Here is a 22,221-nt window from a genome sequence, read left to right on the forward strand (position 1 = left end):
CACTCGCACGAGTGAGACCTCACTGCCCCTCAAGTGGTAGCGACCTGCGGGCGCCAGGACAATGGACCCATGCCTTCGACGCCAGAGCCCGCTCCAGCACCGCGCGCCGAGCTGCCAGCAGCTCCCGACCACGGGCTGGGCGTCACTCTCAGCGGTGACGGCGCGGACTTCGCGGTCCACGCCCCGCACGCCACGGCCATGGACCTGTGCCTGCTGACCATGAGCGCCGACGGCGCAGTGGCGGAGGAGACCCGGATCGGGATGCACGGCCCCTCGCGGGGCGTCTGGAGCGCCCACGTCCCGGGCGTCGGCGCCGGCCAGCGCTACGGCTACCGCGCCTACGGGCCCTGGAACCCGCACGAGGGGCTGCTCTACAACCCCCGCAAGCTGTTGCTGGACCCCTACGCCCGCGCCCTGGACGGCCAGGTGGACCTGGGGCCGGCCGTCTACGCGCACGAGGTCACCGAAGACCTGGTCCCCGCGGCCGAGCCGTGGCGGCCATCGCACCTGGACTCGGCCGGTCACAGCGTCGTCGGGGTCATCACCGGTGACACCTTCCCGGTGGTCCCGGGGCCGCACGTGCCCCGCGAGCGCACCATCATCTACGAGGCCCACGTCAAGGGCCTGACCTACAAGCTGCCGGGCGTTCCCGAGGAGCTGCGCGGCACCTACGCGGGCCTGGCCCACTCGGTGACGGTCGAGCACCTCAAGGGCCTGGGGGTCACCACGATCGAGCTGCTGCCGATCCACGCCTCGGTGACCGAGCCCTTCCTGACCAAGCGGGACCTGACCAACTACTGGGGCTACTCCACGCTGAGCTACTTCGCCCCGGAGCCCTCCTACGCCACGGCCGCGGCGCGCGCCGCCGGTCCGCAGGCCGTCCTGGACGAGGTGCGCGGCATGGTCTCCATGCTCCACGAGGCCGGCCTGGAGGTCGTGCTCGACGTCGTCTACAACCACACCTGCGAGGGCGGGGTGGACGGTCCCTCCCTGAGCCTGCGCGGCCTGGACAACCTGGACTACTACCTGCACGCCCCCTACCTGCCGGCGCAGTACATGGACGTCACCGGTACGGGAAACACCGTGGACTTCCGGGCCACCGGTGCGATCCGGATGGTTCTGGACTCGCTGCGCTACTGGGTCACCGAGGTCGGCGTGGACGGCTTCCGCTTCGACCTGGCGACCACCCTAGGGCGCCATGCCGCGGAGTTCTCACCGCGCCACCCGCTGCTCACGGCGATCGCCACCGACCCGGTGCTCAGCACCGTCAAGCTCATCAGTGAGCCGTGGGACGTGGGCCCCGGCGGCTGGCGCACCGGCCAGTTCCCCGAGCCCTTCCAGGACTGGAACGACCACTTCCGCGACACCACCCGCGCCTTCTGGCTGCACGACGCCTCGGAGATCTCCAAGGGGCGCCTGGGCTCGGACCTGCGCGACCTGGCCACGCGCCTGTCGGGCAGCGCGGACCTGTTCAGCCACGGGGAGTTCCCCGGGGGCCGCGGCCCTCTGGGCTCGGTCAACTTCGTGGCGGCGCACGACGGCTTCACGCTGCGTGACCTGGTGGTCTACGACCACAAGCACAACCTGGCCAACAAGGAGGACAACCGCGACGGCACCTCCAACAACCGCTCCTGGAACCACGGTTTCGAGGGCGACGTCGTCGAGGGCATCAACGGCGGACCGATCGAGGTGCTGCGTCGTCGCTCCATGCGCAACCTGCTGGCCACCATGCTGCTGAGCGCCGGGACCCCCATGCTGCTGGGCGGTGACGAGATGGGCCGCACCCAGCAGGGCAACAACAACTGCTACTGCCAGGACTCGGTGCTCTCCTGGGTCGACTGGAACCTGGAGGTCTGGCAGCGCGACCTGGTCGCCACGACCCGCTTCCTCATCCACCTGCGCCAGACCCACCCGGTAGTGCGCCCCTCGCGCTTCGCGACCGGGCAGGTCCTGGAGGGCGACACGATCCCTGACCTGGCCTGGTACCGGGGTGACGCCGTGCCGATGGACGGGGAGTCCTGGCACGACCCGCACACCCGCGTGGTCCAGATGCTGCGCTCGGGCCGCCCCTGGAACGATGACGACATGCTCGTGGTCATCAACGGCGCCCTGGACCAGGTCGACGTCGTCCTGCCCGAGGGGCGGGGTACCGACTGGCACCTGGCCTGGGACTCGACCTGGGCGGTCCCTCAGCCCCATACGGCCCCCTTCTCTCAGGCGCGTCGCGTCAGCCGGAGCCCGCAGGACACGGAGGCCGACGTCATCGTCGAGACTGACGGCTCCGGGGAGGTGAAGGAGGTCAAGACGGTGGCCAGCGGCCCTACCGGACAGACCACTGAGAGTCTCACGGACTGCCACCAGGACCGCCCGGGAGACACGACGATGCTGGAGCCGCTGTCGCTGCGGGTCTACTTCTCCGGCGAGCTCCTGGAGACCCTCAAGGCGGGCGCCCAGGCGGAGCAGGACGAGAAGGTCGGCGCGCACTAGCTCGCCGCGCAGGTCGTAGGCTGGTGACCGATGCCGGCTCTTCCCCCTCTTGCTGAACGTGCCTGGGACCGTCTGCGTCCGGACCCGACCGGACTGGTCCTGGGCTCGGTGTTCTTCGTCCTGGCGCTGACGCCCTCCCTCATCCCTCGTGACATCCTCTTCCAGGGGGTGGCCTGCGGGCTGTGCGCGGCGACCGGCTACCTGGTGGGGGTGTGGCTGTCGTGGAACTGGCGCACCTGGGTGAGCACGGTGGTGCGGGTCCTGTGGGAGGCCAGTGGTCGGAGCCTGCCGTCCTGGGTACCCCGGTGGAGACGGCGGGCGGAGATCGCGCTGACCGTCATCGTCGTCGTGGTCCTCAACGCGATCCTGCTGCGGGCGGTCCACTGGCAGCAGGAGGTCGCCGCCCTGACCGACTACCGCGCCTACACGCCGACCCAGTACCTGCTGGTCTTCCCGGTGGGCTTCGGCATCTGGATGGCCCTGGTAATGGTGGGACGTGGCTTCCTGCGCCTGGAGACCTGGCTGCGCCGGCACCTGCCGCAGCGCCTGCCTCTTCCGGTGCGGTCGGTGTCCTCCTGGATCATCGTGCTGGTACTGGTGTTCGCGCTGGTCAACCAGGCGATCCCGGGCATCATCATCCGGGGCGCGGAGTCGGCCTTCTCCGTGCGCAACAGCGCCGACCCGCCCTCGACGCCGAGGCCGACGGCGGCGGAGCGCTCAGGCTCTCCGGACTCGCTGGTGTCCTGGGAGTCCCTGGGGGCCTATGGCAAGCGCTTCGTGGGCCGGGGCCTGAGCGCCCAGGGGCTTGAGGAGGTGACCTCCCGACCCGCCAGTGAGCCGATCCGCGTCTACGCCGGGCTGGAGAGCGCCAGCAGTGACGAGGCCCGCGCCGCGCTGGTCGTCGAGGAGCTCAAGCGCACCGGGGCGGCCTCCCGCTCGGCGATCATGATCGCTCCGACGACGGGGACCGGCTGGGTGGACCCGGTGGCAGCCCTGTCCCTGGAGGTGCTCTACGACGGCGACACGGCGATCGCCGCCGCCCAGTACTCCTACCTGCCCTCCGGCGTGCAGTTCATCGCGGACACCGACAAGGCCCGGGCGTCGGGCAAGGCGCTGGTGACGGCCATCGTGGCCTGGTGGAAGACGCTCCCCGAGGGCGACCGGCCCCGGCTCCTGCTGTACGGGGAGTCGATGGGGGTCCTGGCGGGCGAGGCGGCCTTCGACGACCTGGCAGGAGTCCTGGACTCGGTCGACGGCGTCCTGTGGGTGGGGCCTCCCAACTCCTCTCGGCTGTGGCGGGACCTGGTGACACGGCGCGACCCGGGGACCCGGGAGGTGGATCCCACCTACTCGGCCGGGTTGACGGTTCGCTTCGCCCAGGATGAGACGGATATGGAGTCCTTCGCAGGGGACACGACCTGGGGAGACCAGCGCATCCTCTACATCCAGCACGCGAGCGACCCGGTGGTGTGGTGGTCGCCCAGGCTCATCCGTGAGAACCCGGACTGGCTGCGGGAGCGTCCGGGGATCGACCGGTCCCCGGCGATGCACTGGATGCCCTACATCACCTTCTTCCAGGTCAGTGCGGACCTGCCGCGTGCGATGAACGTGCCCGCGGGTCACGGGCACCGCTACGGCGCCGAGATCCTGGACGGGCTGGCCCTGGTCGGCCACAACAGCTCCTTCACGCCTGAGCGCGTGGCCCAGGCCCGCCAGGAGCTGGAACGGGCCCTGGCCACCCAGCCCGCCGACGACTGAGGGGCGGACCCCTGTCGGTGTCGCCCCCGGCCCGCGGCGTCCCCACCACCCCCTAGGATGAGGCCATGACTCAGACCCCTACCGCGGCCGAGGAGGCCCTGGCCAACGCCACCAATGACGCCTCCCTGGCCCGATCGATCGCCCGCTCCGCCGAGATCGAGGCCGATATCGCCGTCAACCCCGGCCGCTACCGGATGTTCACCGGGGTGCGCCCCACCGGGAACATGCACCTGGGCCACTACTTCGGCACCATGCACTCCTGGAAGACGATCCAGGACGCGGGCGTGGACACCTGGATCCTCGTGGCCGACTACCAGGTCATCACCGACCGCGACGGCGTCGGTCCCATCCGCGAGCGCGTCCTGTCCCTGGTCACCGACGCCCTGGCCGTGGGCGTGGACCCGCAGCGCTCGACGATCTTCGCCCACTCCGCGGTCCCGGCCCAGAACCAGCTGATGCTGCCCTTCCTGTCCCTGGTCACCGAGTCCGAGCTCCACCGCAACCCCACGGTCAAGTCCGAGCTGGAAGCCACCGACGGGCGCGCCATGACCGGCCTGCTGCTCACCTACCCGGTCCACCAGGCCACCGACATCCTCTTCTGCCAGGCCAACCTCGTGCCCGTCGGCAAGGACCAGCTCCCCCATCTGGAGCAGGCCCGCCTCATCGCCCAGCGCTTCGACAAGCGCTACGGGCGGGCCGTCAAGGACCACCCGGTCTTCCGCCGCCCCGAGGCCCTGCTCAGCCAGGCCCCGATGCTGCTGGGCCTGGACGGGGAGAAGATGAGCAAGTCGCGACGCAACACGATCGAGCTGCGCATGAGCGCCGATGAGACCGCCAAGGCCATCAAGAAGGCCAAGACGGACTCCGACCGCGCCATCACCTACGACCCGGCCGGACGCCCCGAGGTGGCCAACCTGCTGATGCTGGCCTCCCTGTGCGGTGCGGGCGCGCCCGAGGAGATCGCCGAGCGCATCGGCGACGGCGGCGCGGGCACCCTCAAGAAGGTCACCACCGAGGCCGTCAACGAGTTCTTCGCCCCCATCCGCGCCCGCCGCGCCGAGCTGGCCGCCAACGAGGACTACCTCCTGGAGGTCCTGGGCCAGGGCAATGCCCGGGCGAACGAGGTCGCCGCCAAGACCCTCGACGAGGTCCGCACCGCCATGCACATGAACTACTGAGAGCCGGTGAGCGTCAGGAGGCGTCCCCGGGCCCTCCGGCTCACTGGCCCCGATCGGCCCGGTTCGCGACGCGCGTACCGGGCCGATCGGCGTCGTGCGGTCGGACATGTGACTCAGGTCGTTTCTCACCGTAGTCTTGCCCTTGTGACTCCTAACACGACGCCCAAGGCCGGCAAGAAGCAGTCCCCCCGTTCCTCCAAGTCCGCTGCCGCTCCGACCGACGCGCCCGCCACGGCGCCCGATGCAGCGTCGACGCCATCCGCAGCGGCTCAGCCGGCCAGGGCGAGCGGGCCCCAGCCGGCCCAGCACTCGCTGATCGGCCGGATCCCGGTCACCGAGGTCTTCCCCGTCGTCGAGGACGGGCGCTGGCCGGCCAAGGCCGTCGTCGGGGAGGTCATCCCGATCCGCGCCACCGTCTTCCGCGAGGGGCACGACCGCTACGGAGCCACCGCGGTCCTGGTTCGCCCCGACGGCAGCGACGGCCCGAGCGCCCGCATGCACGACATCGCCCCGGGCCTGGACCGCTACGAGGCCTCGCTGGCCCCCGACGCCCCCGGCGACTGGCGCTTCCGCGTCGAGGGCTGGTCGGACCCGTACGCCACCTGGAGCCACGACGCCGGCATCAAGGTGCCGGCCGGTATCGACGTCGAGCTCATGCTGGAGGAGGGCGCCCGGGTCCTGGACCGGGCACTGGCCGTCGAGGGCCGTGACGAGGAGGGCACCAAGGCCCTCAACGACGCCGTGTGGATCATGCGCGACCCCTCCAACCCCGTGAGCGACCGCCTGGCCGCCGGCCTGGCCGACTCGGTCAAGGCGGCCCTGGAGCGCCTGCCGCTGCGCGACCACGTCTCCCCCACCGCCGAGTACCCCCTCCAGGTGGACCGCGAGCGCGCCCTGACCGGCGCCTGGTACGAGATCTTCCCGCGCTCGCTGGGCTCGGGGGTCGGCGAGGACGGCACCTGGCACTCGGGCACGCTGCGCACCGCCGCCGAGCGCCTGGACCGCATCGCCGCCATGGGCTTCGACGTCCTCTACCTCACGCCGATCTCGCCGATCGGCACCACCAACCGCAAGGGCCGCAACAACACCCTGACGGCCCGGCCCGGGGACCCCGGCTCCCCCTACGGCATCGGCTCGCCCGACGGCGGCCACGACGCCATCCACCCCGACCTGGGCACCTTCGAGGACTTCGACGCCCTGGTGGCCCGGGCCGGCGAGCTCGGCATGGAGGTGGCCCTGGACCTGGCGCTCCAGTGCTCCCCGGACCACCCGTGGGTGGCCGAGCACCCGGAGTGGTTCACGGTCCTGGCCGACGGCTCCATCGCCTACGCGGAGAACCCGCCCAAGAAGTACCAGGACATCTACCCGCTCAACTTCGACAACGACCCCGAGGGCATCTACCAGGCCATCCTGGAGGTCGTGCGCACCTGGATCGCGCACGGGGTGACGATCTTCCGCGTGGACAACCCCCACACCAAGCCCCTGGCCTTCTGGCAGCGGCTCATCGCCGAGATCCACGCCGAGTCCCCGGACGTGCTGTTCCTGGCCGAGGCCTTCACCCGCCCGGCCATGATGCGGACCCTGGGCATGATCGGCTTCCACCAGTCCTACACCTACTTCGCCTGGCGCAACACCAAGGAGGAGCTCATCGAGTACACGATGGAGCTCAGCAAGGAGACCGCCCACCTGCTGCGCCCGGCCTTCTGGCCCACCACGCACGACATCCTCACGCCCTTCATGACCAACGGGAAGGTGCCGGCCTTCAAGCTGCGCGCCGTGCTGGCGGCCACGCTCAGCCCGACCTGGGGCATCTACTCCGGCTACGAGCTGGCCGAGTCCACGCCGAGACCGGGCTACGAGGAGCAGATCGACAACGAGAAGTACGAGTACAAGCCGCGTGACTTCGCCGCGGCGCGCCGCAACGGCATCGAGGACCTGCTCACGCGCCTCAACGCCGCCCGGGCCTCCCACCCGGCGCTGCGCCAGCTGCGGGACGTCTACTTCCACCCCACCAGCGATGACCAGATCATCGCCTACTCCAAGCGGGTGGACGCCTTCCACAGCCCCACGGGCAGGGATGACGTCGTCCTGACGGTGGTCAACCTCGACCCGCACGGGGCCCGGGCCGGCGAGGTCTACCTCGACCTGGAGGCCCTGGGCCTGCCGGGCTGGGTGGACGCCTCGCGCCCGGTGGTCAAGGTGACCGATGAGCTCACCGGGGACTCCTATGACTGGTCGGGTCAGAACTATGTGCGCCTCGACCCCTTCGCCGGGCAGGTCGCCCACGTCTTCTCCGTGGAGCCGCTGTGAGTACGGACCCGATGGGCGCGACCCCGATGCCGCTCGGTGGCGAGGTTCCGGGTGTCCCGCCGCTGCAGCCCGGTCAGCCCGCCCAGTTCGCCCAGATGGGCCAGCCCGGTGCGGCACCCATGTCGGTACCCGTGCCGCCCCCCATGACGGCGATCCCCACCCCCAGTGGCGGGATCCCCATGCCGATGACGGTGGCACCGCCCATCCCCGGGGTGCCGGTCCTGCCCGCCCAGGCCCGCCCCGGCATCAGCGCGGACCCCGAATGGTTCCGCACGGCCGTCTTCTACGAGGCGCTGCTGCGCTCCTTCGCCGACTCCGACGGCGACGGGATCGGTGACCTGCGCGGGCTCATCTCCCGCCTGGACTACCTGGCGTGGCTGGGCGTGGACTGCGTGTGGATCCCGCCCTTCTACCCCTCGCCCATCCGCGACGGCGGCTACGACATCTCCGACTACACGGCCATCGACCCGCGCTACGGGACGATGGAGGACTTCCGCGAGCTGGTCCACCAGGCCCACCAGCGCGGGATCCGCATCGTCATCGACATGGTCGTCAACCACACCTCCGACGCCCATCCCTGGTTCCAGGCCTCCCGCTCGGACCCCGAGGGCCCCTACGGGGACTTCTACGTGTGGGCCGACGACGACTCCGCCTACGACGACGCCCGCATCATCTTCGTGGACACCGAGGAGTCGAACTGGGCCTACGACGTCGAGCGCGGCCAGTTCTACTGGCACCGGTTCTTCTCCCACCAGCCCGACCTCAACTACCGCAACCCGGCGGTCATCGAGGCGATCCACGACGTCATCCGCTTCTGGGCGCGCACCGGTGTGGACGGCTTCCGCCTCGACGCCATCCCCTACCTGACCGAGTCCGAGGGCACCAGCTGCGAGAACCTGCCCGGCACCCACGAGATCATCGCGGGCATCCGCGAGATGCTCGACCGGGAGTTCCCCGGGACGATCACGATCGCCGAGGCCAACCAGTGGCCCGACGACGTCGTGGAGTACTTCGGTACCGAGGAGGCGCCGGAGTGCACGATGTGCTTCCACTTCCCGGTCATGCCGCGCATCTTCTACGCGCTGCGCCAGGGCTCGGCCGAGGCCATCCGCTGGGTGCTGGAGAAGACCCCCGACATCCCCGCCCACGGGCAGTGGGGTACCTTCCTGCGCAACCACGACGAGCTGACCCTGGAGATGGTCACCGACGCCGAGCGCGACCAGATGTACGCCTGGTACGCCCCCGAGGAGCGCATGCGCGCCAACATCGGGATCCGGCGCCGTCTGGCCCCGCTCCTGGACGCCTCCCGGGCCGAGGTCGAGCTCGCCTACGCCCTGCTCCTGTCGCTGCCGGGCAGCCCCTGCCTCTACTACGGCGACGAGATCGGCATGGGCGAGAACATCTGGCTGGAGGACCGCGACGCGGTGCGCACCCCCATGCAGTGGGACGACTCCCCCAACATGGGCTTCTCCACCGTCGTCGACCCCGGCGCACTGACCCTGCCGCTCATCCAGGCGCCGGGCTACGCGCACCTGACGGTGGCCACCGAGATGGGCCGCCCCGACTCGCTGCTGCACTTCACCCGGCGGATCCTGCACCTGCGCCGCTCCCACCCCGTACTGGGACGCGGTGGCTTCCGCCTGCGCCCCACCAGTGACGACGCCGTGCTGGCGCACACGCGCTGCGACGAGCCCTCGGTGGAGGGCGCCGAGAGCCTGCTGTGCGTCGCCAACCTCTCGGCCACGCCCCGCTCGGTGACGATCGAGGTGCCCGAGCTGGCCGGGAGACGCACCACCGACCTGTTCGGGGGCTGCGCCTTCCCGTCGGTCGACGAGGACGGACGACTGACCCTGACACTGGGCGCACGCGGCTACTACTGGCTGTCCGTCGAGCGGGACGAGCCCGCCGCGCAGCCGGGCGAGGGCCGCCAGGGTCCCGGGGAACCGCACGCCACGGAGCCCCCGACCGATGCCGCCCGTGGAGACCACGACACCCACCCGAGCGAGGATGCCTGATGCCCACCGAGTCCACCTCCGCTTCCGAGCAGGCGCAGAACCCGGCCTCGACCGCACCGGCCCCGGGTTCGCTGCGCAGCGCCGAGGCGCCGTCGAGCTGGCCCAGTGACGCCGAGATCCTGGCGGCCCTGGGGCCGTGGATGCTTGAGCGCCGCTGGTTCCCCCTCAAGGGGGACGCCGCGCCGCCGCTGGGCTCCTTGCGGATCATCGGCTCCTGGGAGCCGGAGGCGGGCGTGCGCGACCTCGTCGTCGCGGCCCTGAGGGGGAACCAGGCCGAGACCGGCCACAGCGACGGGATGGTGCTGCTGCACGTCCCCGTGGTGCTGGAGGCCGCCGACGCGCTCGACTCCTTCGCCACCCCGGGGGAGGCTCCCGGCAACCACGGCCTGCTGCTGGAGACCGCCTCCGGCGGGGCGCCGTCGCCGGTGGCCCTGGTCGACGGCGCCCACCACCCGGCCTTCTGGCGCGCCTGGGCCCTGAGCGCGCTGGAGGCGGGCACCGTCCTGGGCCCGGACGGCGCCCTGGCCATCGCCCAGCGCGCCCCGAGGCTGCGGGTGACCACCGGGGAGCAGTCCAACACCTCCGTGATCCTGCCGGCCCCCGCCAGCGGTGCCGAGGCCCTGGGTGAGCAGGACGCCGCCACCGGTGACCTCATCGTCAAGCTGCTGCGGGTCCTGGAGCACGGACGCAACCCCGACGTCGAGCTCTCTGTGGCCCTGGCCCGCAGCGGCTGGGACCGGGTGCGCACACCGGTGGCCTGGTCCACCCTGACCTGGACACGTGTCGGCGGCTGCGGCCAGCCTGCCCTGGAGGAGTCGACCGACTCGGCGGTGGCGTGCAGCTTCGTCCCCCGCGCCGACGACGGCTTCGAGCTGTTCTGCTCCCTGGCCTCCACCGACGACGTCGACGGGCCGGTACGGGCCCGCGCCGTCGCCCTGGCCCGGGACCTGGGACGCACGACCGCGCAGATGCACCACCACCTGGCCGCCTCGTTGGGCACGAGCCGCGCCCCCGCGCCGGCCGAGCTCGCCGCGGCCCTGCGCAAGCGGGCCCGGTGGGCGCTGGAGGAGGTGCCCGAGCTCTCGGGCCACATCCCCGCCCTGGAGCTCAAGGTGGAGCAGACGCTGGCGCGGCTCGAGGAGCTGCCCGCCCTGGAGCCGATCACCCGCATTCACGGCGACTACCACCTGGGGCAGGTGCTCCATGAGATCGACGGCCAGCAGCGCTGGTACGTCCTGGACTTCGAGGGCGAGCCCCTACGGCCCCTGGCCCAGCGCTCCGACCCCGACCTGCCGGCCCGGGACGTGGCCGGGATGCTGCGCTCCTTCGACTACGCCGCGGCCGTCGGCGAGGCGCCACACCCCGACTGGCTCACTGCCGTGCGCACCGCCTTCGAGGACGGCTACCGCCAGGCGCGCGACGAGACCGCCCCCGGGCACGGCTCACCGGCCGACTCGGAAGACCCGTCACAGGCCGCCGCGCAGGCGCAGGACGCGCGCCAGACGGTCCTGACCTGCCTGGAGCTCGACAAGGCCCTGTACGAGGCCGTCTACGAGGCCCGCAACCGCCCCGACTGGCTGGGCATCCCCGTGGCGGGGATCGACTCGGTCCTGACCAAGCGCACGGAGGGCTGAGCACGGAACGATCTCTTTTCCCCATCATCCCCATCGGTTCGACGTCCAAAAGCACCCGCTAATCACCGACGCATGGAAGAGTTGCTGTATGAGCGCCAACACCCCTGAGAACGACCCCAGGTCCCCAGCCCCGGCCGACCTCGCCCCCATCCCCGTGGACCCCTGGGTTCTGGCCGACGTCGCCTACGCGCGCTACCACGACCCGCACGAGGTCCTGGGCGCCCACGTGGGCGAGGACGGAGTCACCGTCCGCACCGTCCGCCACCTGGCCGACAACGTCGTCGTCGTCACCAAGGAGGGCACCTACCCGGCCACCCACGAGCAGGACGGCGTGTGGGTCGCGGTCCTGCCGGGCCAGGAGGTCCCCGACTACCGCATCAAGGTCACCTACGGCGACGAGACCACCACCGTCGACGACCCCTACCGCTACATGCCCACCCTGGGCGAGATGGACACCTACCTCATCGCCGAGGGCCGCCACGAGGAGCTGTGGGAGGTCCTGGGCGCCCACGTCAAGCGCTACGACGGCCCCATGGGCGAGGTCGAGGGAACCGCCTTCGCGGTGTGGGCCCCCAACGCCCGCGCCGTGCGCGTCGTCGGCGACTTCAACTACTGGGACGGCACGGCCACCGCCATGCGCTCCCTGGGCTCGTCCGGCGTGTGGGAGCTCTTCGTCCCCGGCGTCGGCGTGGGCGCGCGCTACAAGTTCGAGATCTGCTTCGCCGACGGCTCCTGGCACCAGAAGGCCGACCCGATGGCCCGGGCCACCGAGGTCCCCCCGGCCACCGCCTCAGTGGTCACCGACCAGTTCCACGAGTGGGAGGACCAGGAGTGGATGGCCAAGCGCGCCACCACCGATCCCCACAACGGCCCGATGAGCATCTACGAGGTCCACATCGGCTCGTGGCGCCAGGGCCTGGGCTTCCGCGGCCTGGCCGATGAGCTGGTCCCCTACGTCAAGGAGGCCGGCTTCACCCACGTCGAGTTCCTGCCGATCGCCGAGCACCCCTTCGGCGGGTCCTGGGGCTACCAGGTCACCAGCTACTACGCACCCACCTCCCGCTTCGGCACCCCGGACGACTTCCGCTACCTGGTCGACCAGCTCCACCAGGCCGGCATCGGCGTCATCCTGGACTGGGTGCCCGCCCACTTCCCCAAGGACGAGTGGGCCCTGGCCCGCTTCGACGGCACCCCGCTGTACGAGGACCCCGACCCGCAGCGCGGGGAGCACCCCGACTGGGGCACCTACGTGTTCAACTTCGGACGCAACGAGGTGCGCAACTTCCTGGTGGCCAACGCCCTGTACTGGCTCGAGGAGTTCCACGTCGACGGCCTGCGCGTCGACGCCGTGGCCTCCATGCTCTACCTGGACTACTCGCGCCAGGACGGCCAGTGGCACCCCAACCAGTTCGGCGGCCGCGAGAACCTGGAGGCCATCAGCTTCCTGCAGGAGGCCACGGCCACCGCCTACCGCAAGAACCCCGGCATCATCATGGCCGCCGAGGAGTCCACGGCCTGGCCCGGCGTGACCGCCCCCACCGAGTACGGCGGCCTGGGCTTCGGTCTGAAGTGGAACATGGGCTGGATGAACGACACCCTGCGCTACCTGGCCGAGGACCCGGTCAACCGCCGCTACCACCACGGCGAGCTGACCTTCTCCCTCGTCTACGCCTTCTCCGAGCAGTTCATCCTGCCGCTGAGCCACGACGAGGTCGTCCACGGCAAGGGCTCCCTGCTGTCCAAGATGCCCGGAGACCCCTGGCAGGAGCTGGCGGGCCTGCGCGCCCTGTACGCCTACCAGTGGTCCCACCCCGGCAAGCAGCTGCTGTTCATGGGCCAGGAGATCGGTCAGGGGACCGAGTGGAACGCGGACAACTCCCTGGACTGGTGGATCCTGGACGACCCGGGCCACCAGGGGCTGCTCGCCCTGGTCAGCGACCTCAACCGCCTCTACCTGAGCTCGCCGGCCCTGTGGTCGGAGGACTTCTCCCACCGGGGATTCGAGTGGATCGAGGCCGGCGACGGCGACCACAACGTCCTGTCCTACCTGCGCAAGGGGACCGACGCCGACGGCAAGGCCGACCTCATGGTCTGCATCATCAACTTCGCCGGCACCCCGCACGAGGGCTACCGGGTGGGCCTGCCCTTCGCCGGGGACTGGGAGGAGGTCCTCAACACCGACTCCGAGGAGTACGGCGGCTCCGGCGTGGGCAACCTGGGTCACGTCGAGGCCGAGGACCTGCCGTGGAACGGGCGCCCGGCCTCGGTGCGCCTGCGGGTCCCCCCGATGGGCGCGGTCTTCCTGCGTCCGGTTCAGGACTGATACGGGCCGAGCACCGACTGGCACCGGCTGAGCACCGGCCGGCGCAGTCTGCGATCACACGCCGCGGTGGGGCGGGAGGCGAAGGGCCTCCCGCCCCACCGCGTGCTCGCGGGTACCGAGGACGACGGCCCTGATCCGCACCCGACTATCTGCACCCGGCACCATCGCCTATGACCTGACTTGGCTCATTGCGGGGTGGTTGGGTCGCTGGGGGTGTGGTTGTGGTTGGGATTGTGCGGGTTGCGTGGGTGGGGGTGCGCACTAACGTGGGGGTATGAGTCCGTACGTTCGCGCGGTCAGGACGGCGTCGGGGGCCCGTGCGGTGCAGATCGTGTACTCCTCCCGCAAAGGAGCCCGCAGCATCGAGCACATCGGCTCAGCCCATGACGATGCTGAGCTGGCGGCGCTTAAGGAGGTCGCCAGGCAGCGTCTCAACGCTGGCCAGCTCAGCCTTGACCTGCCGGGCCTGAACGGTACGGACGTCGGGGGAAAGGGACCGCAGGCGCTGGCTGGGGCCGGGCGCGTAGCGCCGATCACCTCCAACCGGATGGGAGTGCTCCTGGAGACGCTGGAAGCGGCTTGGAAGGCAGTGGGCCTGGACGGGCTCGGTGGTGCTGACGAGGTCTTCCGCCAGCTCGTTACCGCCAGGCTGATCGAGCCGACCAGCAAGCAGGACTCCCTGCGGGTCCTGGCCGAGGCAGGTCTGACGCCGGTGTCCTACGCCACGGTCAAGCGTCATCTGCCCCGCTACGCCGCTGAGGAGTTCACCCGGGGCCTGTCGCGCCTGCTGGCCGGACGCGCCCGCATCGACCGGGCCTCGCTGGTCCTGTTCGACGTGACGACCCTGTACTTCGAGACCGACAAGGCCGACGGTTTCCGCGAGCCAGGCTTCTCGAAGGAAAGACGCCTGGAGCCGCAGATCACGGTAGGGCTGCTCACCGACGAGACCGGGTTCCCTCTACGGGCCGAGGCCTTTGAGGGCAACAAGGCCGAGACCGCCACCATGATCCCGACGATCAACGACTTCATGAACGCCTACAACCTCGACGACGTGGTGGTCGTCGCCGACGCCGGGATGATCAGCGCCGCCAACAAGCAGGCCCTGGAGGCAGCCGGCCTGTCTTACGTGCTGGGCTCACGCACCTCACGCGTCCCCCACGTGATCAGCTCCTGGCACGACAACCACCCCGACCAGGACGTCCCCGACGGGCTGACCCTGACCCAGCCCTGGCCCGCCGGAGCCAGCGACCAGCGCCGTGACGAGACCATCTACTACCGCTACAGCGCCGACAGGGCCCGACGCACGCTACACGGGATCGACACCCAGGTCGCCAAGGCCGAGAAAGCCGTCGCAGGAAAGATCCCCGTCAAACGCAACCGCTTCGTGCACCTGTCCGGCGCCACCAGGAGCATCAACCGCGACCTGGAGACACGGGCCCGGACCCTGGCCGGGTGGAAGGGATACGTCACCAACCTGCCCAACCCCGACCCCGAGACGGTCATCGGTGCCTACCACCGCCTGTACAACATCGAGAAGTCCTTCCGCATGTCCAAGTCCGACCTGAGAGCACGCCCCATCTACCACCACCTGCGCCAGTCCATCGAGGCCCACCTGACCATCGTCACCGCCGCCCTGGCCATGGCCCGATGGCTGGAGAACACCACCGGCTGGTCCATCAGACGCCTGATCACCACCGCCCGCCGCTACCGCACCATCACCATCAACATCACCGGACACACCCTCACAGCCGCCGACCCACTCCCACCCGACCTCATCCAAGCCCTCAACAACATCCACCACGACACTAAATGAGCCAACTCAGGTATGAGCCGGTAGTCTGGGTCCTGTCTCGCACAGGCGCGCGGCCTCCAGCGCCCTGTGCCCCCTGCGCAGGCCAGGCGGCCCGGCCCTCGTCGATGTACGCTGATTTCAGTCCGCTGCAACAACTTGCAGTCGGCGACCACGAAGCCTGACAAGGGAAGAAGAATGACACAGAAGCTGGTCACGAGCGCCCCCGCGCAGGTGCGCGCCGTATCTGGACGGCCCGCCACCGCAGCTACCCTCATGGAGGTCTGGCAGGGCCTGTCCGCCGCCGTCGTCGACACCATCGCGGACGACTGGTACGCCACCGAGCAGAAGTACAGCGCCGGGCGTCAGGAGCACTACTTCTCCGCCGAGTTCCTCATGGGTCGTGCCCTGCTCAACAACCTGTCCAACCTGGGCATGGTCGACGAGGCGCGCGAGGCCGTCGGCGCCTTCGGCGTCAACCTGACCGACGTCCTGGAGCAGGAGCCCGACGCCGCCCTGGGCAACGGCGGTCTGGGCCGCCTGGCCGCCTGCTTCCTGGACTCCTGCGCCACCCTGGACCTGCCGGTCAACGGCTTCGGCATCCTCTACCGCTACGGCCTGTTCAAGCAGCTCTTCGAGGACGGCTTCCAGACCGAGCACCCCGACCCCTGGATGGAGGAGGGCTACCCCTTCGTCATCCGCCACGAGGAGGCCCAGCGCCTGGTGCGCTACCGGGACATGACCGTGCGCGCCATCCCCTACGACATGCCCATCACCGGCTACGGCACCAGGAACGTGGGCACCCTGCGCCTGTGGAAGGCCGAGCCGGTCGAGGAGTTCGACTACGACGCCTTCAACTCCCAGCGCTTCACCGAGGCCATCGTCGAGCGCGAGCGCACCTCGGACATCTCCCGCGTCCTCTACCCCAACGACACCACCTACGAGGGCAAGGTCCTGCGGGTGCGCCAGCAGTACTTCTTCTGCTCGGCCTCCCTCCAGCAGATCGTCGAGAACTACGTGAACCACCACGGCGAGGACCTGTCCGGCTTCGCCGACTACAACGCCATCCAGCTCAACGACACCCACCCGGTGCTCGCCATCCCCGAGCTCATGCGCATCCTCATGGACGAGCACCACCTGGGCTGGGAGGCGGCCTGGGACGTGGTCACCAAGACCTTCGCCTACACCAACCACACGGTGCTGGCCGAGGCCCTGGAGACCTGGGAGATCTCCATCTTCGACCGCCTCTTCCCGCGCATCACCGAGATCGTCCGCGAGATCGACCGCCGCTTCCGCGTCGAGATGGCCGAGCGCGGCCTGGACCAGGGCACCATCGACTACATGGCCCCCGTCTCCGGGGACACCGTCCGCATGGCCTGGATCGCCTGCTACGCCTCCTACTCCATCAACGGTGTGGCCGCGCTTCACACCGAGATCATCAAGCGCGAGACCCTGGGCGAGTGGCACGCCATCTGGCCCGAGCGCTTCAACAACAAGACCAACGGCGTGACCCCCCGCCGCTGGCTGCGCCAGTGCAACCCGCGGCTGTCGGCGCTGCTGGACGAGGTCACCGGCTCGGACGCCTGGGTCAAGGACCTCTCGGTCCTGAGCGACTTCACGGACGCCGTCGACGACTCCTTCTACGACCGCCTGGCCGAGGTCAAGCACGCCAACAAGGTGGACTTCGCCGCCTGGATCGCCCAGCGCGAGGGCATCGAGATCGACCCCGAGGCCATCTTCGACGTCCAGATCAAGCGCCTCCACGAGTACAAGCGCCAGCTGCTCAACGCCATCTACATCCTGGACCTCTACTTCCGCATGAAGCAGGACCCGGGCCTTCAGGTCCCCAAGCGGGTCTTCATCTTCGGGGCGAAGGCGGCTCCCGGCTACATCCGGGCCAAGGGCGTCATCAAGCTCATCAACGCCATCGCGAAGCTCGTCAACAACGACCCCGTCGTCTCCCAGACCATCAAGGTCGTCTTCGTCCACAACTACAACGTCTCCCCGGCCGAGCACATCATCCCGGCCGCCGACGTCTCCGAGCAGATCTCGATGGCCGGCAAGGAGGCCTCGGGCACCTCCAACATGAAGTTCATGATGAACGGCGCTCTGACCCTGGGCACGCTCGACGGCGCCAACGTGGAGATCCTCGAGGCCGTGGGCGACGACAACGCCTACATCTTCGGCGCCACCGAGGACGAGCTGCCCTCCCTGCGTGAGAGCTACGACCCGGGCTGGCACTACGAGAACGTCCCCGGGCTCAAGCGCGTCCTGGACGCCTTCACCGACGGCACCCTCGACGACAACGGCTCGGGCTGGTTCGCCGACCTGCGCCGCAGCCTCCTGGAGCCCTCCTACGAGCCGGCCGACGTCTACTACGTCCTGGGAGACTTCGCCTCCTACCGCGAGACCAAGGACGCCATGGCGGCCGACTACGCCGACACCCGCGCCTGGCAGCGCAAGGCCTGGGTGAACATCACCCGTTCGGGCCGCTTCTCCTCCGACCGCACCATCAGCGACTACGCCCGCGAGGTCTGGAAGATCGGCCCCGAGCCGATCGCCTGATCCTCACGGTCGATACGTCAGTGCCCCTCACCTGAGCGGTGAGGGGCACTGACGTTTACCGACGAGGCGGTGCAGGTGCTCAGTAGAGCTCAGTAGAGCATGGTGGCCAGGCGGCGGCGGGCCTGGGCGACCTCCGGAGAGGTGGAGCCGATGACCTCGAAGAGCTCGAGCAGACGCAGGCGGGCCTTCTCGCGCTCCTCGCCCTGGTGAGTGCGCACAGCCTCCAGGGCCCTGCCGAGGGCGGCGTTAACGTCGCCGAGGGCCAGGGCGGCGTCGGCCCCGGCCAGAGCGGCATCGAGGTCGGTGGGGGCGGCATCGGCAGCGGCGAGCAGCTCGTGGGGGTCCTGGCCGTCCAGGCGGGCCATGAGACGCACCTGGTTACGGGCCACCTTGAGCTCGTCGTCGCCCGGGTTCTGAGCGATGGCGTGGGTGTAGACCTCCTCGGCGGCGGCGAAGTCACCGGCCTCGATGGCCTCACGGGCGGCGCGCTCGACCTCGGTCTCCTCGGGCACCTCCGGGGCATCGACGCCGGCCGCGGCGTCGACGGCGATGGTACCGCTGACACCGTTGGCGGCCGCCACCTCCAGCAGCTGGTCGATGACCGAGCGCAGCTGCTCCTCGGGCACCGGGCCCTGGAACATGGGCACCGGCTGGCCGGCGATGAGGGCCACGACCGTGGGGACGGCCTGGGCCTGGAGGGCCTGGGCGACCTCCGGGGCGGCGTCGACGTCCACGCGCGCCAGCTGGAAGCGGCCGGCGTACTGTCCGGCGAGCTGCTCCAGGACGGCGGCGAGGTCGGCGCTGGCCTGGCTTCTCGGACTGTGGAGGACGACGATGACGGGGACCTGGGTGGAGACCTCGGCGACGTCACGCAGGCTGGAGGCGTCGACGTCGACCACGAGCGGTACCGGCAGGCCGCCGCCGGCGGCTCCGGGGCCGCCGGCCATGGGAGTCGTCGCAGGAGTCGGGGCCCTCCCGGCAGGACCGGCCGACTTGGTGGCGGGGGCGAAACTGGACAGGTCGACGGCGCCGAACATACTCATTGACAGCTGCCTTCCTCGGGCCGCAGCCCGGTTGCTTCATTGGTCGGGGTCTTTCGGTGTCCTTCAGCTCCGGCGCGACCGGCAGGCCTTGCTCATCACTACTCGTCGCTCGGAGGCGTGAGCGCGCCAGCGGCCCGGCTCCGCACAGTCACGATGGTCATCGCAGTGGTCACCAGGGTGGTCACGGAGTCGGGCCGGGGATCGGAGGCGCTCAGGACGGTCTGGCCGACGCCGCGGCCGTGGGGGCCGGCGTCTGGGAGTCGTCCCGGTCCACCTTGATGAGCGCGGTCTCGGCTCCCAGGATCGCCGCCTTCTCGCTGCTGCCCTCCTTGGGGATGGCGAAGGCGACCATGGAGTCGTAGGTGGCCGTGACCGTGCCGACGATCTTCTGGTTGCCTCCCATGAGGGCGGCGACGTCGCCCTGCAGGGTGAGATCGGAGCCGTCGACCGTGCGCTTGTAGACGACCGTGTAGGTCAGGGTCGTGAAGACCAGTGCCCCACCGTCCCCCTCCTCCACCTGGAGTCCCTGGAAGCCGTCCTGACCGGCGGCCGCCGTCACGGTGACCTCGCCCAGTGAGCTGAGGTTGGTGGCGCGGGTGGCCTGGATCTTCTGACGCAGCAGGTCATCGGGGAAGGCCTTGCCGTTCTCGCCCTCGGGGTTGTTGAGCGCATCGACATAGGCGTCCAGGACCGCCTGGGGGGTGGCGACCAGGCCCGTGGAGTCGGCCGTCACCTGCTTGGCGCGCTGAGCCGACTGCTTGGTCAGGACCGGAATGTTCTTCTGCTCCGAGAACCCCTGCACCCAGGCCCACACCTTGAACTGGTCGCGCGCCGAGTTCTGCTCCAGGGACAGGATCGAGGGGCTGGCGCCCTCCGACGCCGCTGCGGCGTTGCGGGGGAAGCCGACGGTCTGGCCCACTGCCCCGCCCTGGATCGTGGTGGTCACGGGGTGGATGAGATCGTTGTTCCCGCTGGCAGAGGCCGTGGCGTACTCGGCCGCGCGGATCCGGGCCGCCGGACCGGACATGACCTCCTTGAGCTTGTCCGCGTTCTTCTCCTTGTCCGCTGTCGCCAGACCGGTCTGGACGCGCTGGAGGATCTCGGAGAGCTGCTTGTCATTGAGGACGGGCTCGGCGATCGGGGTGCCGGAGGCCTGAGTCTCGGCGGTCTTGGCGCTCTGGGACCTCGAGCAGGCGGCCAGGCTCAGGGCGAGGGCGGAGGCGCCGCCTGCGCTCAGGAAGGCTCGACGGGTGGACTTCATGCGTGCTCCTGGTGGTGGGGGTCCGCGGTGGGGTCGGGCTCGCCGAGGGGCTCGGCGTCAGCGGCCTGGATGGCGGCCGGGTCGGCGGTGGGAGGCAGCTCGACGCCGCCGGAGTAGCTGGGCCACGAGACGGTCGTGGACGGATCCGTGAAGACGGCCGAGGAGGAGCTCTCACCGGCGTCCTCGGTCTCGACGGGCTGCGGTTCAGGTCCTGCGACCGGCTCCGGTCGGGACTGGTCGGTGACCGGCCACGGCTGAGCCCCCGGCTGGGCGAAACCGGTCGGCACCTGGATGCTGGGGTCCTGAGGCGGGGCCGACGCCGTCAGCCCCTCGATCTCATCGGTGTCGCCCTCGAGGGTGCGCCGCTCGTCCGGCTCGACCGCCACGTGGCTGCCATGGGGCTCCTCCTGGTGCTCCTGAGGGGCGAAGCGGGTGTGGTCCTGCACCTCAGGTTGCTCGGGCGCCGGCTCCGCGCCCGGGGCCACGTGGCTCACGTGACTGGTGTGCGCAGGAGCCTCGGCGCCTCCCGGCGCGCCGGTGAAGTCGGGGAACCCGGGCGTACCTGCCACGTCGGCGTCGTCTGAGGCGATCGCCAGCGCCTCACCGTCCTGGAGCCCCTCCAGCCCGCGGGAGGCCCGGTACTGCTGGGTAGCGGCCTCATCGAGGCCGGGAACGACTGACGAGCCGCGGGCAACCCCCGCAACCGCCTGATCCTCCTGTCCGAGGTAGCTCTGACCGTAGCCTCCACCGGCTCCATCGAAGCCACCGGTGAAGCCGCCGCTGAGGCCATCGCCGTAGCCGCCGGCGGGAGGCATCTCGGGCGCCTGGGGGACGGAGGGGGCCTCGATGCCGTCGAGGTAGACGCGGCCCGTACGCGGGTCGGTCCAGGCCTCGCCGGAGGCCTCGGCGCGCTCCTTGTCCCGCAGCTCTCGGCGGGTCAGCTGCCGGTCGGGATCGTCCACCTGGGGGATGCCCTCCGTGGAGACGGAGTCGGCGTTGGCGATGCGGGCCGCGCGCTCGGCCGAGCGAGTCCGCCGCTCGACGTCGGCGCGACGCAGCTGGAGATCGATGAAGAACAGGAAGGCGCCCGCCAGCACGAACAGGCCGCCCAGAACCAGGCCGCCGTAGAAGTACCAGGGCGTCTCCACCTGGCGCGACCAGCTGATCGTCAGGCTGGGGGCCTGGGCCTTGCCGTCGGTCATCGCCATGACGACGGTCTGCTCGTCGACGTTCTTGCGCGGCAGCAGGGCGCGGTCGGCGGTCTCGGCGGTGTTGAAGGTGACCGACGAGCCGCCGGTCTTCTCCCCGAGCCAGAGGTCGGAGCCCGAGGCACTCACTCCACTGGCCTTGCGCTCCGAGCACTGCGACCCGGAGGCCCCGGAGGCCGACGGCGTCGCGCCCGCCTGGGCGGAGGCCGAGGGCTGAGCACTGGCCGTGGCGGAGGCAGCAGGCGTGGCGGAGGGCGGCGGGCAGTACTGGGTCTGGTCACTGGCGGTCAGGGTGCCGGAGTCGGCATTGATACCGGTGACCTCCGTGTAGGGAAGCGCGTTGTCGGCGTCGGGGCTCAGCCAGGCCTCGACGTCGGCCGCACGGGCCACGAAGAGGTGGACGTCCTTACCGTCGGAGGACTTCGCGGTCACGGCGACGTCGGACTCCGCGCTGCTGAGGACCCCGGGGGCCGTGACGACGTAGGGCTGGGAAGGACCGGAGGCGAGCGTCGCCTCGACCTTGGAGCTGGGTTTCCAGATGGTGGCCGAGCAAACGGCCAGGGCGATGAGGACCAGCCCGAGGACGGTCACCACCACGCTCAAGATACGTCGACTCACGACGCGGGTCTCCTATGCTCGCGGACACGGTT

The 22,221-nt window shown here is 70.4% G+C and carries 12 protein-coding genes; 9 read left to right on the forward strand and 3 right to left on the reverse strand.

Going from position 1 to position 22,221, the window contains the following annotated elements; all coding sequences use genetic code 11:
- Positions 1-69: 69 nt before the first annotated feature.
- The 9 genes from glgX (at position 70) to EL340_RS06625 (ending at position 18,059) form a co-directional block, all read left to right on the forward strand.
- Positions 70-2,487, forward strand: a complete 2,418-nt coding sequence (glgX, locus tag EL340_RS06585) for a glycogen debranching protein GlgX (protein WP_126413941.1) — start codon at positions 70-72, stop codon at positions 2,485-2,487.
- 30 nt (positions 2,488-2,517) lie between these two features.
- Entirely contained in the window at positions 2,518-4,245 is a 1,728-nt protein-coding gene (locus tag EL340_RS06590; RefSeq protein WP_126413942.1) for an alpha/beta hydrolase, read from the forward strand.
- A gap of 65 nt (positions 4,246-4,310) precedes the next feature.
- Positions 4,311-5,423, forward strand: coding sequence for a tryptophan--tRNA ligase (gene trpS / locus EL340_RS06595; RefSeq protein ID WP_126413943.1), 1,113 nt, complete (start codon positions 4,311-4,313; stop codon positions 5,421-5,423).
- Between the two features lie 144 nt (positions 5,424-5,567).
- Positions 5,568-7,733 carry an alpha-1,4-glucan--maltose-1-phosphate maltosyltransferase gene (locus EL340_RS06600; RefSeq protein WP_269471649.1) on the forward strand — a complete coding sequence of 722 codons (2,166 nt, stop codon included), beginning with the start codon at positions 5,568-5,570 and terminating at the stop codon, positions 7,731-7,733.
- Between the two features lie 119 nt (positions 7,734-7,852).
- Complete coding sequence (gene treS / locus EL340_RS06605) at positions 7,853-9,748, forward strand: maltose alpha-D-glucosyltransferase (RefSeq protein ID WP_408608581.1); 1,896 nt, start codon at positions 7,853-7,855, stop codon at positions 9,746-9,748.
- Positions 9,748-11,382: a phosphotransferase gene (locus tag EL340_RS06610; RefSeq protein ID WP_126413945.1), complete on the forward strand. Its 1,635-nt coding sequence runs from the start codon at positions 9,748-9,750 to the stop codon at positions 11,380-11,382. The genes treS and EL340_RS06610 overlap by 1 nt, the downstream gene beginning before the upstream one ends.
- An 88-nt stretch (positions 11,383-11,470) precedes the next feature.
- Entirely contained in the window at positions 11,471-13,705 is a 2,235-nt protein-coding gene (glgB, locus tag EL340_RS06615) for a 1,4-alpha-glucan branching protein GlgB (protein WP_126413946.1), read from the forward strand.
- Between the two features lie 274 nt (positions 13,706-13,979).
- On the forward strand, positions 13,980-15,518 hold the full coding sequence (locus EL340_RS06620) for an IS1634 family transposase (RefSeq protein ID WP_126413947.1): 1,539 nt from the start codon (positions 13,980-13,982) through the stop codon (positions 15,516-15,518).
- A 174-nt stretch (positions 15,519-15,692) separates the two neighbouring features.
- Positions 15,693-18,059: a glycogen/starch/alpha-glucan phosphorylase gene (locus EL340_RS06625; RefSeq protein WP_126413948.1), complete on the forward strand. Its 2,367-nt coding sequence runs from the start codon at positions 15,693-15,695 to the stop codon at positions 18,057-18,059.
- Positions 18,060-18,148: 89 nt separating this feature from the next.
- Here EL340_RS06625 and EL340_RS06630 read toward each other — a convergent pair whose 3' ends face one another.
- From EL340_RS06630 to EL340_RS06640, 3 genes are all read right to left on the reverse strand, one after another.
- Positions 18,149-19,102: a tetratricopeptide repeat protein gene (locus tag EL340_RS06630; RefSeq protein WP_126413949.1), complete on the reverse strand. Its 954-nt coding sequence runs from the start codon at positions 19,100-19,102 to the stop codon at positions 18,149-18,151.
- Positions 19,103-19,313: 211 nt separating this feature from the next.
- A complete protein-coding gene (locus EL340_RS06635; RefSeq protein WP_126413950.1) occupies positions 19,314-20,363 on the reverse strand; it encodes a DUF8094 domain-containing protein in 1,050 nt (349 codons plus the stop codon).
- On the reverse strand, positions 20,360-22,189 hold the full coding sequence (locus EL340_RS06640; RefSeq protein WP_126413951.1) for a hypothetical protein: 1,830 nt from the start codon (positions 22,187-22,189) through the stop codon (positions 20,360-20,362). The genes EL340_RS06635 and EL340_RS06640 overlap by 4 nt, the downstream gene beginning before the upstream one ends.
- Between the last annotated feature and the right edge of the window lie 32 nt (positions 22,190-22,221).

This window comes from Actinomyces viscosus, from assembly GCF_900637975.1.
Classification (GTDB): Bacteria; Actinomycetota; Actinomycetes; order Actinomycetales; family Actinomycetaceae; genus Actinomyces; species Actinomyces viscosus.